Annotated in this window: 11 protein-coding genes; 10 read left to right on the forward strand and 1 reads right to left on the reverse strand. The window is 53.7% G+C overall.

Going from position 1 to position 11,766, the window contains the following annotated elements; translation table 11 throughout:
* Positions 1-30: 30 nt before the first annotated feature.
* Positions 31-216, reverse strand: coding sequence for a 50S ribosomal protein L28 (gene rpmB / locus HMPREF9623_RS01445; RefSeq protein ID WP_009532111.1), 186 nt, complete (start codon positions 214-216; stop codon positions 31-33).
* Between the two features lie 193 nt (positions 217-409).
* Between rpmB and HMPREF9623_RS01450 the strand changes: the two genes are divergently transcribed.
* From HMPREF9623_RS01450 to HMPREF9623_RS01500, 10 genes are all read left to right on the forward strand, one after another.
* A complete protein-coding gene (locus tag HMPREF9623_RS01450; RefSeq protein ID WP_009532112.1) occupies positions 410-772 on the forward strand; it encodes an Asp23/Gls24 family envelope stress response protein in 363 nt (120 codons plus the stop codon).
* Between the two features lie 19 nt (positions 773-791).
* Positions 792-2,483 (forward strand): DAK2 domain-containing protein, encoded by a 1,692-nt coding sequence (locus HMPREF9623_RS01455; RefSeq protein WP_009532113.1) that lies wholly within the window; start codon positions 792-794, stop codon positions 2,481-2,483.
* Between the two features lie 76 nt (positions 2,484-2,559).
* Positions 2,560-4,593 carry an ATP-dependent DNA helicase RecG gene (recG, locus tag HMPREF9623_RS01460; protein WP_009532114.1) on the forward strand — a complete coding sequence of 678 codons (2,034 nt, stop codon included), beginning with the start codon at positions 2,560-2,562 and terminating at the stop codon, positions 4,591-4,593.
* Between the two features lie 12 nt (positions 4,594-4,605).
* Positions 4,606-6,720: a L,D-transpeptidase family protein gene (locus HMPREF9623_RS01465; protein ID WP_009532115.1), complete on the forward strand. Its 2,115-nt coding sequence runs from the start codon at positions 4,606-4,608 to the stop codon at positions 6,718-6,720.
* Positions 6,717-7,286 (forward strand): 16S rRNA (guanine(966)-N(2))-methyltransferase RsmD, encoded by a 570-nt coding sequence (rsmD, locus tag HMPREF9623_RS01470; protein ID WP_009532116.1) that lies wholly within the window; start codon positions 6,717-6,719, stop codon positions 7,284-7,286. The genes HMPREF9623_RS01465 and rsmD overlap by 4 nt, the downstream gene beginning before the upstream one ends.
* A complete protein-coding gene (gene coaD / locus HMPREF9623_RS01475; protein ID WP_009532117.1) occupies positions 7,283-7,792 on the forward strand; it encodes a pantetheine-phosphate adenylyltransferase in 510 nt (169 codons plus the stop codon). Before rsmD ends, coaD begins: the two co-directional genes overlap by 4 nt.
* Positions 7,789-8,358 carry a hypothetical protein gene (locus HMPREF9623_RS01480; RefSeq protein WP_009532118.1) on the forward strand — a complete coding sequence of 190 codons (570 nt, stop codon included), beginning with the start codon at positions 7,789-7,791 and terminating at the stop codon, positions 8,356-8,358. Before coaD ends, HMPREF9623_RS01480 begins: the two co-directional genes overlap by 4 nt.
* A gap of 56 nt (positions 8,359-8,414) precedes the next feature.
* On the forward strand, positions 8,415-9,785 hold the full coding sequence (locus tag HMPREF9623_RS01485; protein WP_009532119.1) for an RsmB/NOP family class I SAM-dependent RNA methyltransferase: 1,371 nt from the start codon (positions 8,415-8,417) through the stop codon (positions 9,783-9,785).
* On the forward strand, positions 9,782-11,179 hold the full coding sequence (locus HMPREF9623_RS11080) for a pseudouridine synthase (protein WP_009532120.1): 1,398 nt from the start codon (positions 9,782-9,784) through the stop codon (positions 11,177-11,179). The genes HMPREF9623_RS01485 and HMPREF9623_RS11080 overlap by 4 nt, the downstream gene beginning before the upstream one ends.
* Entirely contained in the window at positions 11,176-11,754 is a 579-nt protein-coding gene (locus HMPREF9623_RS01500; RefSeq protein ID WP_009532121.1) for a hypothetical protein, read from the forward strand. The genes HMPREF9623_RS11080 and HMPREF9623_RS01500 overlap by 4 nt, the downstream gene beginning before the upstream one ends.
* Positions 11,755-11,766 lie beyond the last annotated feature (12 nt).

An 11,766-nucleotide genomic window follows, 5' to 3' on the forward strand; every position in this document is an offset into this window, starting at 1 on the left:
ACCGGGCGGTTTTTTAATCATCACGAAAAATTATGCTCTCTCAACGAAGTTCGAGCGAAGGCAGGAAGTGCAAATATACATCTTCCGCACGCCACCTTCCGTCTTGACCTTAACGGACTTGACGTTTGCCTTCCAGATGCGATTGCTTCTTCTATGAGAATGGCTCACGTTATTTCCGAAGTGAGCGGCCTTTTCGCAAATAGCACACTTTGCCATGGTAACACCTCCTATCTTCTTTGGGTTTTGTGGTCGCAAAGCCCATATCGTTCCTCATTCTAACAGAACAGCATAATGAATGCAAGTAAATTCTTCAGACTTCCTTTTCACGCCCAAATAAGGTATACTTTTCGTGAAACCGATGCGTGCATAGAAGGCAGCGCAGGCAACTGCGCGCAAGGAAGGAAATCATATGGTCAAGGGACGACTGAACAATGAACTGGGACAGATTGAAGTGAGACCTGAAGTGATTGCTGCCTATGCGGGGTCCGTTGCCGTGGAATGCTTCGGCATTGTCGGCATGGCATCTGTCAACATGACAGACGGACTGGTTCGCCTGTTGGGCAGAAATAAGCTCGGACAGGGCATCCAGGTCCTGATCACCCCGGAGAACAAGCTCCGGATTGCATTTCACCTGATTGTCGCCTACGGTGTCAATATCAATGCAGTTTCCGACAATCTGATTGAAAATGTAAAGTACCGGGTGGAGGCATTTACCGGTATGGAAATTGAGAAAATTAAAATCTACGTAGAGGACGTCAGATCCATCGACTGACACGGGAGGAGTTTGAGCTTTGGAAATTCACGAGTTGAATGCCTTTGTGATTCGCAAGTGCTTTTTGGCCGCTGCCAACGAGCTTGCATCCAAAAAAGAATGGATTAATGAACTGAATGTATTTCCGGTTCCGGATGGCGACACAGGCACCAACATGACCATGACGATGATGTCGGCCGCCAAGGAAGTCGCAGCGCTCGAGACGGACGATATGAAAGTGCTGTGCAAGGCAATCGCCTCCGGTTCTCTCCGCGGCGCGCGCGGTAATTCGGGTGTCATTCTCTCGCAGTTGTTTCGCGGATTCACCCGCGAGTTGGCTGCGGCGGAGAAGAGTACCGTAGAGATCCCCCAGCTTGCGGCTGCTTTTGTCCGGGCAACGGAGACCGCGTATAAGGCGGTTATGAAGCCGAAGGAGGGCACCATCCTCACTGTGGCGCGCGCCATGAGTGACAAAGCGGAAGAGTTGCAAAACGGTGCAACGGATATCATCGCCTTTGCGAAAGATATCATTGCCGCCGGTGATGCCGCCCTAGAGCAGACGCCGGAATTACTGCCTGTCTTAAAACAGGCAGGTGTTGTGGACTCCGGCGGTCAGGGGCTCATGACGGTCATGCACGGTGCGTTTCAGGCGCTAAGCGGAGAAATCGGAGAAGTTTTCCTTGAGAATTTCGATGCCGCACAGGCAAGCGAGAGCAGAGAGGCGCATCCGATTGACACCTCTCATCTGGATACCTCCGAGATCCGTTTCGGTTATTGTACGGAGTTCATTGTCAATCTGGAACATCCGCTCTCCGATGACGAGGAACAGGCATTTAAGTCTTTTCTGGAATCCATCGGCGATTCGATTGTCTGCGTCGCCTCGGAAGATATGGTGAAGGTGCACGTCCACACAAACGATCCCGGACTTGCAATTCAAAAGGGACTCAGCATGGGATCTCTTTCCCGCATGAAAATCGACAATATGCGCGAGGAGCACAATGAACGCCTGATTCGCAACGCCTCGCAGCTTGCGGCGGAAGAGAAGCGCAAACAGGCAGCGTCGGCAGAAAAGAAACCCTACGGTTTCCTGAGTGTCTCCGTGGGAGACGGTCTGGACCGAATTTTCAAGGAAATCGGCGTAGATCAGTTAATTTCCGGCGGTCAGACGATGAATCCCAGCACCGAAGACATTCTGAACGCCATCACAGCAATCAACGCGGACACGATTTTCATTCTCCCGAACAACAAAAACATCATTCTCGCGGCGCAGCAGGCGCGCGATTTGACCAAAGGGAAGAATGTCGTGGTGGTACCGACCCGCAATATTCCGGAGGGCATCACCGCAATGGTAAGTTTCCTCCCGGAGAGCAGTCCGGAGGAGAATCTGGCCGCGATGCAGGAGGCCATTCGACATCTCGCGACGGCAGAAGTCACTTATGCGGTGCGCGACACCACGATGGACGATTTTGAAATTCACGCCGGTGATTTCATGGCCATCGGACAAAACGGTATGCTGACCGTTGAAAAGAAGGTCGAAGACGCTGTGCTGAATGCGATTGAAAAGCTCACGGCCGACGGCAAAGAACTTGTCACCCTCTACTACGGCAGTGATGTCTCCGAGCAGAATGCGAAACTCGTCAAAGAGCTCGCGGAAGCGCGTTTTGAAGACTGCGAAGTAGAGTTAAACTACGGCGGCCAGCCTGTCTACTATTATTTCATCTCTGCGGAGTGAGCCATCGCATACAGTCTGTTTTGAAAAGGATTTCCCGATGGGAAGTCCTTTTTTCGCATCAAAGAGAGGAACATCTATGCCGGAACAAAGGACAGGATCAACGCAGCGCGTGTCTGTATTGCGCGGCGTCGGTCCGAAAACCGAGACCCTGCTGCAACGCATGGGCATTGAAACGCTCGCGGATTTATTCGCTCACTATCCGCTGCGTTTTGTCACATATCCGGAACTCACGGAAATCGGCGCGCTCAGCGCGGACGACGCAGGCACGCCGGTGGCCGTCTGTGCGGAGCCGGTCCGGGAACTGGTGCGACGCAGCGGACGCGGCATGCAGCTCTGTACAGGCACATTTAGCGACGGTTCGGGAGAGCTCTCCGCAACCTGGTTTCATATGCCCTATTTGCGCGAAACGCTTCGACCGGGCAGGCGCACCATACTCTTCGGAAAAATTCAACCGAACGGAAATCGCCTGCATTTACAGCAACCGCAACTCTTCACAAGAGAGCAATACGAAAAATTGCTGCATCGCCCCGTTCCCCAGTACGCACTGCCAAAAGGAATCAGCGAGAAAACCTTTGGGGCTTTGATGGAACAGGCTCTTTCTATAACACCGCCGATTTCGGACTGGCTGCCGCCGTCCCTTCGGGAACGTTACGGCCTTCTCCCGGAAGATACGGCAGTGCGGGAAATTCATGCGCCGCGCGACATGGAAAACTTCGCCGCTGCCAGAAAGCGCATCGTATTTGACGGCTTTTTTCGCTTTCTCTATGCCGTGCGTCGTCTGAAGGAGACGCTGCGCAAAGAAAAATCCTTCTATACGTTTGATGCGCGCGCATCTCTGGTCGAATTCCAACGGTATCTGCCCTTTTCCCTGACAGCTGCCCAGCAAAAAGTATGCGATGATTTTTGCCGAGATTTTGCTTCGGGGACTGTGATGAACCGTCTGGTACAGGGAGATGTAGGCTCCGGCAAAACCGCTGTCGCCGCCGCCGCCCTGTTTGCGGTGTGCCGCGCCGGTTATCAGGGGGCGCTCATGGTGCCGACAGAAGTCCTGGCACGTCAGCACTATGAAACGCTTTGCATCCTGTTTGCCAAGGCTGAGCCCTCCCTGCGTCTCGGTCTGCTGACCGGTTCCACGCGCATGCGGGAACGCCGGGTGCTTCTGGAACAGCTGAAGCGCGGAGAAATCGATCTTTTAATCGGAACGCACGCCTTGCTGGAAGAGACTGTCGTTTTTTCGGCACTTGCACTGGTTGTGACGGATGAACAACACCGCTTCGGCGTATTGCAGCGCGAAAAGCTGGCTTCCAAAGGACAGTTGCCGCATGTACTGGTGATGAGCGCAACACCGATTCCGCGAACACTCGCTGTGATTCTCTACGGGGATCTCGACAACTCTGTGATTGACGCGCGTCCCGCCGGGCGCAACCCGATTAAAAACGCCGTCATTGAAAAAAAGGACAGACCGAAGGCACTGCTGCACATCAAACGGGAAATCGCCGCCGGGCACCAGGCCTATATTGTCTGCCCACAGGTTGAACCGAACCCCATGACGGATTTGGAAAATGTAGAAGAGTACAGTGCGGCACTCCGCAAAAGTTTTCACGGTGAAATTACCGTGGGCGCTCTGCACGGGCGCATGAAAGAGGCCGAGAAGCAAGCTGTTATGGAGCGCTTTGCGCGCGGTGAGATCTCCGTACTGGTTGCGACGACTGTGATTGAAGTCGGGGTCGATGTCCCGAATGCAACGGTTATGATGGTTGAAAATGCGGAGCGCTTCGGCCTGGCAACCCTCCATCAACTTAGAGGCCGCGTCGGCAGAGGAAAGGACCAGGCCTACTGTATCTTCGTGCAGGGCAAAAAGAGTAAGGACGGAACCGAGCGGCTCTCACTCTTGCAGCGTAGCAATGACGGATTTGAAATTGCGGCGGAAGATTTGAAACACCGCGGCCCCGGCGAGCTTTTCGGCGCAGTCCAGAGCGGAGAGTTGACATTCGGTCTCGGGGACATTTATAATGATTATTCAGTGCTTCAACTTGCAAAAGAAGCAGTGGATGCGCTAGCACAAGCGGATTTTATTCTGCCGGAAGTTCATACAAAAGTTATATTATAGGGAGCAGATTGAATGAATGAATTATTGGGGAAGGCGGGCGAAGACCCACTGATTGAGGATTTGGATCTCGGAGAGGCGCCCGCCTCCGGAACGCGAATCACGACAGAGACGGAAGTGCAAGAGCCCGATACCCCGGATGCGGTGCTTCCGGAAGACGATGAACCGATTCCTGTCACGGTCAATGAAGACAACGGGGATGCCCTGCAGTGGGAGAGTTCCGACAGTGCGGCAGCGGCGCTTTCACATGCAGCGCGTGTCAAGGCCGATGACGGTGTACCGGAAGAGAAGGAAGCCGTGTGGAGCGGCATGAAACCGGAGACCGAAGCCGATAATTTCTATGTAAACACTGACGTAAACGCAGACACTTCGGCAACCGAAGAACTCCCGGATGAGGATGAGACAGTGAAAGAGAGCGCAGCGGTTCCGGAAAAAGTTGCGTCGTTTTCGCGTGACGAAAATCCGGAGTTGCCGCCTAAGCGCGGTTCTTCCGCCGGAAAGAAAATATTGCTGACCGCAGCGGTACTCCTCGCAGTGACCGCTGCTTCGTATACCATTTACGGCCGGAAATACCACCGTGTCTTCCTGCCGAACACAGTCATCAACGGTGTGGATGTCTCCGGCAAAAGCGCTGTCGACGCAGAGAAGCTGATGAACGCCGGTATTGCGGATTACAGTCTGAAAATCAAAGCGCGAGAGGTCGCCGATGCCGAAATTCACGCGTCGGATGTGGATCTGCATTATGACTTCGGCGATACCCTGAGTAAGCTGATCTCCGAGCAGAGTATTTTTTCGTGGGGGCCGCGTTATTTCTCTCGCCATGAGGAAACACTCGATACGATGGCCAAGCTCGATGAGACACGCTTTCAGGCTGCGGTCGATGCCCTGCCCTGCTTCCAAACCTCGGCGTTTAAAAAGCCGGTCGACGCCCACATCTCGAGCTATCAGAGCGGGCAGCCTTTTACCGTTGTCAAAGAAGAAGAGGGCACGGAGTTAAAGACCGAAGAGGCAACCGAGAAGATTAAGGAGGCAGTCTGCACCCTGCAGCCGGAGATTGATCTCGATCAGGAAAAGCTCTACACGGAACCGGAGATTCGCGCTGACAATGAAGCTCTCGTAAAATCCGCCGCAGCGATGAATCAGTACCTAAAGACGGATATTTCCTATGCCGGCGATTCCGGAATTGTGTTAAACGGCGAACAGCTTCACAACTGGATTTCACCGGACGGCAAGGGCGGCGTCAAGCTGGATGAGAGCAAACTGAACGAGTTCATTAAGAATCTCGCAGCCAAGTACGATACCTATAACAAACCGAAAAGCCTCAAATCCAGCTGGGGGGCAACCGTCACCGTGCGAAGCGGTTCCTATGGCTGGAAGGTGAATCAGGACGCCGAAAAGAGTTGGCTCCGCGAGGCCATCGCGTCGGGAACCAAGACGCAGCGCACGCCCGAGTTCTCCCAGAAGGCCGCTTCTCTCAACGGCTCCGATTTCGGCTCTACCTATGTTGAGGTCAATTTGAGTGCGCAGCACCTTTATTTCTATAAGGACGGAAAACAGCTGATTTCCTCCGACTTTGTTTCCGGCAACGAGGCAAAGGGCACGGTCACGCATCAGGGCGCCTATGCCATCAGTTATAAGCAGCGCAATGCCACGCTCCGCGGACAGGGATATGCCGCTCCCGTTGATTACTGGATGCCGTTCAATAACGGCGAAGGTTTCCACGACGCCCCCTGGCGAAACGCCTTCGGCGGAAGCATCTACCTGACCGGCGGTTCACACGGCTGTGTCAATTTGCCCCCGGCGGTTGCCAAAACGCTTTTTGAGAATGTGACGGCGGGAACGCCTGTGCTGGTCTACACCCTGCCCGGCACAGAGCCGAAAAAGCCTGTCCAAGCGCAGCCGACTCCGGCGGAGAGCAGTTCCGCTGCGGATGCCACGGCAAATCCATCCGACAGTTCTGCGGCCGCTGCCCCGACCACCGCACCGGCGACAAAAGCGACCGAAGCGAAGAAAGGACCGGGCGAGACGGAGAGCGGTTCCCCGAATCCCAGCATCTCGACCGGCGCACCGCAAAAAAAACCGGGCACAGGGTCCGTACAGCCGGCACCGGGTGACGGAGGAAAGCGATGAGAGTAATCGCAGGCAATGCAAGAAGACTGCTCCTCAAAACTCTGCCGGGTGATGAGACTCGTCCCACGACGGATCGCATCAAAGAAACACTCTTTAATATGCTCCAAGCGGAAATTCCGGGCTCACGTTTCCTGGATTTATTCGGCGGCAGCGGCGGAATTGCAATCGAGGCTTTATCTCGCGGTGCAAGCGCTGCTGTCATCGTCGAAAAAAATCCCAAGGCTGCCCGCATCATTCGTGAGAATCTGGAACACACCCATCTTGACGACAGAGCCGAGCTGCTCACGATCGATGCTTCCGCTGCCATTACCAGGCTGGCAGGCCGCGAGAGTGCGGCATTTGATTTGATTTTTTTGGATCCGCCTTACGGACTTGGTCTGGAAGACCGGGCGCTTGCGCAGCTTTTGTCCACAGCTTTATTACAGGCGGACACACTCCTCATCGTCGAGACAGATATTGAGGCGGACCCCACCCGTTTCGAGACTTTGGGGTATTCGGTTCTCAAAGTGAAAGAATACAAGACCAATCAACACATCTTTCTCCAGAGAAGGTATGACGAGACATGACAACTGCGGTCTATCCGGGCAGCTTTGATCCGGTCACAAACGGACACCTTGACATCATCAAACGCGCTTCCGAAATGTTTGATCATTTGATTATTGCGGTCCTGAATAACAAAGCAAAATCACCGTTGTTCACGACAGCAGAACGTGTTACAATGCTATGCGAAATAACGGCAGGTATCAAAAATATTGAAGTCGAGAGTTTTGACGGACTGTCGATTAAGTACTGTCATGAAAAGGGTGCTCAGGTGATGGTGCGCGGACTGCGGGCTGTGACCGATTTTGAGTACGAACTGCAAATTGCGCAGACCAATCGTGTGATTGCACCCGATATTGACACCGTATTTTTGACAACCAATTTAAAGTATTCCTATTTGAGTTCCAGCATCGTCAAGGAGATTGCAGCCTATCAGGGCGATATCAGCGCCTTTGTAGACAGCCGCGTCGCCGCGAAGATTATGGAAAAATACAGTCATAGTCAGAATTGTGGAAGTGGAGCAAAGGCATGAGCAGAATAGAGCAGGTGATTTCTGAGATTGAAGATTACATTGAGGAGTGCAGACCATCGGCCTTTTCCGCCTCAAAGATTATTGTCCAGAAAGAAGAGTTGGAGGAGAAGTTATCCGAACTTCGCATGGCGATTCCGGAAGAGCTGGATCAGAGCAAGAAGATTCTGAGCAATCAGAATGCCATCATGCTGGATGCTCAGGCTCGTTACAACACCATGGTCAATGAGGCTTCCAAGAAAACAGAGCAGCTGGTCAATCAGTCCGAAATTGTCCAGAAGGCGACGGCAACTGCCAATGAGATTTTGCAGAGTGCAAGGGCGCAGGCCCAGAGCATTGTCGATGCCGCACAGGCAGAGGCAAACGGCATACGGCTCAGCTCGATTCAGTATACGGATGAGTTACTGCTGAATGTCCAGAATATCATCGGGAATGCCTCCAGAGAGGCAGATGCGAGAAATCAGGCCTTGCAGCTGGCCTTCCGGCAGAGCTTTGATCAGATTGCAGCCAACCGTCAGCAACTTGCCGCGAGCAACGAAGCTGCGCAGGCGGTAGAACAACAGCAGTAATCAGCGAAAAGAGTTTGCCTCCGTGCAAACTCTTTTTATACATAGGAGGAATACGTTTGCAAATCGATCGACTTCCCCGGCCTTTTCTCGAGGAAATGCGTACCTTGCTCGGCGAAGTCGAGTATGAAGCCTTCCTCGCTTCCATGGATGAAGTGCCGCTCTCGGGACTGCGCGTCAACCGCCTGAAGGTCAGCACCGAAAAGCTGACGGAAACCTTCGGTGCCTTACAGCCGGTTCCCTGGACAAAAAACGGTTTTTACCGCGAGCCCGGCGGGGAATATACCTCGCATCCTTATTATTATGCGGGCCTTTACTATATGCAGGAGCCTTCCGCCATGTCTTCGGCCGCGCTGCTCGGCACGAAACCGGGTGAGCGCATTCTGGATCTCTGTGCGGCACCGGGCGGAAAGAGCACGCAGATTGCGGATGACTTACAGGGGGAGGGTTTCCTCCTCTCCAATGACCTGAGCGCTTCGCGCGCCAGGGCTCTGCTCAAAAATATTGAGCTCATGGGCATCGGAAACTGCTGTATCAGCTGCGAGGACTCCGGAAGATTAAAGAACGAGTACCCGCTTTTTTTTGACCGCATTCTGGTGGATGCTCCCTGTTCCGGCGAAGGTATGTTTCGGAAACATCCGGCTGTTATCAAGGCCTGGTTGGAGCACGGCAAGGACTTTTACTGTCCCGTGCAGTCCAAACTGCTCGACGATGCGGCGGATATGCTCCGTCCGGGCGGAACTTTGCTCTATTCGACTTGCACCTATAACCGCAACGAGAATGAAAATCAGATAGCCGCCTTTCTGGACCGCCACCCGGACTTTTCCGTTGATCCGATTCCTGCGACGCATGGGCTCACAGCTTCTGCCTTTTTGCCGGGAACCGTGCGCCTGTTCCCGCATAAGGCACGGGCCGAGGGGCATTTTGTCGCACGTCTCAAAAAGTCCGAAGAAGCACAGCCAATCGGCACAGCAAATACTGTCTTTTCGGGGAAAAAAGAAACGCAGTTGCTGCGGCAGTTGCAGCCGTCGCTCGACGAGTTTTTTTCCGCCTCCGCCCGGAAGCCGGATCCTTCACGCCTCAAGTTGCAGGGTGACTATATTTTGCAGTTGCCGGAAGCTACTGTCCTGCGGGCGCCGCTCCGCTATTTGCGGACGGGTCTCTTGCTCGGACAGATTTCTCACGGCAGATTTAAACCTTCTCAGGCGCTTGCCATGTACCTGCGCGCCGAAGACTTTGAAAATCCGATTTCCTATTCGGCGGACGATCCCGCCGTGCGCCGCTATCTCCGCGGCGAAACGCTGGAAGCAACGGACAGCGGCAGCGGTTTCCGTTTGTTCTGTGTCGACGGTTATCCTCTCGGTTTTGTCAAGCAGGATAAACAGCGCTACAAAAATCTCTACCTGCCGGGATGGAGGATGCAGCGATGACTTTGATGCGGGCAGATAAACTGCTGGCTTCTGCCGGCGTCGGAACCAGAACAGAGGTAAAAAAGATAATAAAGGCGGGGCGTTTCAAGCGAGATGAGGTTCCGGTGCGAAATCCGGAAGAAAAGCTGGATCCGGAAACTATGAAGCTCTCACTGGATGACACGCCTTTTTGCTTTGCCGCAAACGAGTACTGGATCCTCAACAAACCGGCGGGTGTGCTGAGCGCAACCGAAGACCGGCGACATGAAACAGTCATCTCCTATATGGGCTTACAGCGAAAAGGTCTGGCTCCCTGCGGCCGCCTCGACATTGATACCGAAGGACTGTTACTCGTCACAGACGACGGTGCACTGGTTCATCGTTTACTCGCGCCGTCCAAACGGGTGCCGAAACAGTACGAAGTGCATTACACGGGAACGCTCCCGCCGGATGCAGCCGCGCAAATCGCAGCCGGCATGACGCTCGAAGACGGAACTCGGTTTTTACCCGGGCAACTCGACACAAGCGACAATCCGGCTCTGCTCACCATTTTCGAAGGGAAATTTCACGAGGTCAAGCGCATGTTTGCGGCCCTCGGTTGTCCGGTCGAAAAGCTGCGCCGTCTCTCGATGGGGCCGCTGCGTCTTTCCGATCTCGGCCTAAAGACAGGGGAGTTTCGAAAGCTCAGTCCGGCAGAAGAGAGCAGCCTTCTCGCTTTTGCGTCCGCAGGCAATGCCGCGGTTCCTTTTTCCTTCGAAGCGTATGACGCTGTCATTTTTGATCTCGACGGTACACTTGTGGATTCGATGGGACATTGGAAAGAAATTGACCGCATTTATCTGGCGCGTTTCGGAATCGAAGCCCCGGAAAATTTATCCCAGCTGCTCGGCGGCATGGGCATCGGCGAAGTGGCCGACTATTTTCAGAGACACTTTCATATTCCGGACAGCAAGGAAAAAATGCTGCGCGACTGGGAAGAACTTTCGATGGAGCGCTACGCAAAGGATACGCCTCTGAAACCGGGAGTCCTTCCTTTCTTGCGGGAGCTTCGGCGCAGAAAGTGTAAACTCGCCATTGCAACCAGCAATGCGCGCCCCATGGTTGACGCTGTGCTTAAGGCACACGGAATCGCTTCCTACTTTGATGCGATTGTCGTGGGCACCGATGTGGAAAAAGGAAAACCGAATCCGGAAATCTATCTCCGGGCAGCAGAGCGCCTCGGTGCGGAACCGTCTCGTTGCGCTGTCTTTGAAGACTTACCGGAAGGGATACAGGCGGGACAGCGCGCAGGCATGCGTGTCTATGCCGTCGAAGACAGCTTCTCGGAACCGCTGCGCGCGGAAAAAATGCAACTGGCTTTTGCTATGATTAAAGACTACAGAGAGTTGTGGCAGACAAAGGAGAACACAAGATGAAAATCGTGAAAAAAGGCATGTATGGTTACAGACGTTGGCACCAGTTCCGTCTCATGGCAAGCGGTATTTTGCTCGGCCTTGTGATGTACTTCTTGTTCATGCTGTCCCTTAGAATCAGCAAATTACCGAGTACCATACTCACGGTCTTCATTGTTCTGGCCGTCATTCCGCTTTCGCTCGCCATCGTGATGTCTTTTATCGCATCCCGCGCAAAGACACCTTCCGAGGAACGCCATGCTTACGCACAGCGCATCGAAGACCGCGGCATTTTGCTCTACGACTGCATTTTTATGACCAAAAAAACCGGATTCCCGGTGGATTTTCTGCTGATTACCGACGGCAAGTGCTATGTCCAGAGCTGCGGCAACGCAGCGCAGCAGGCTGAGTTGAAGCAGCATCTCGAGCACTATATGACGGTAGATCACATCGGTTTTAAAATTGTTCTGGGCTATGGCGACAAGGGATTCTTTGAAGCGGTTGACAACCTGCCGCGCTTTTCGCTGGACGCGCTTCCGAAGGAAAGACGGGAAAAGGTTCTGAAGTGCAAGCGCACCTTGCTCGGACTCTCATTCTGAGGAGGATAGGAC

It is taken from the genome of Stomatobaculum longum (assembly GCA_000242235.1).
Lineage (GTDB): Bacteria > Bacillota > Clostridia > Lachnospirales > Lachnospiraceae > Moryella > Moryella longum.

Bases quoted from the DNA above. Each gene is read 5' to 3' on its own strand.
- HMPREF9623_RS01500 (WP_009532121.1), top strand. From the start codon at position 11,176: ATGAAAATCGTGAAAAAAGGCATGTATGGTTACAGACGTTGGCACCAG.
- HMPREF9623_RS01450 (WP_009532112.1), top strand. From the start codon at position 410: ATGGTCAAGGGACGACTGAACAATGAACTGGGACAGATTGAAGTGAGA.
- recG (WP_009532114.1), top strand. From the start codon at position 2,560: ATGCCGGAACAAAGGACAGGATCAACGCAGCGCGTGTCTGTATTGCGC.
- HMPREF9623_RS01480 (WP_009532118.1), top strand. From the start codon at position 7,789: ATGAGCAGAATAGAGCAGGTGATTTCTGAGATTGAAGATTACATTGAG.
- coaD (WP_009532117.1), top strand. From the start codon at position 7,283: ATGACAACTGCGGTCTATCCGGGCAGCTTTGATCCGGTCACAAACGGA.
- rpmB (WP_009532111.1), bottom strand. From the start codon at position 216: ATGGCAAAGTGTGCTATTTGCGAAAAGGCCGCTCACTTCGGAAATAAC.
- rsmD (WP_009532116.1), top strand. From the start codon at position 6,717: ATGAGAGTAATCGCAGGCAATGCAAGAAGACTGCTCCTCAAAACTCTG.
- HMPREF9623_RS01465 (WP_009532115.1), top strand. From the start codon at position 4,606: ATGAATGAATTATTGGGGAAGGCGGGCGAAGACCCACTGATTGAGGAT.
- HMPREF9623_RS11080 (WP_009532120.1), top strand. From the start codon at position 9,782: ATGACTTTGATGCGGGCAGATAAACTGCTGGCTTCTGCCGGCGTCGGA.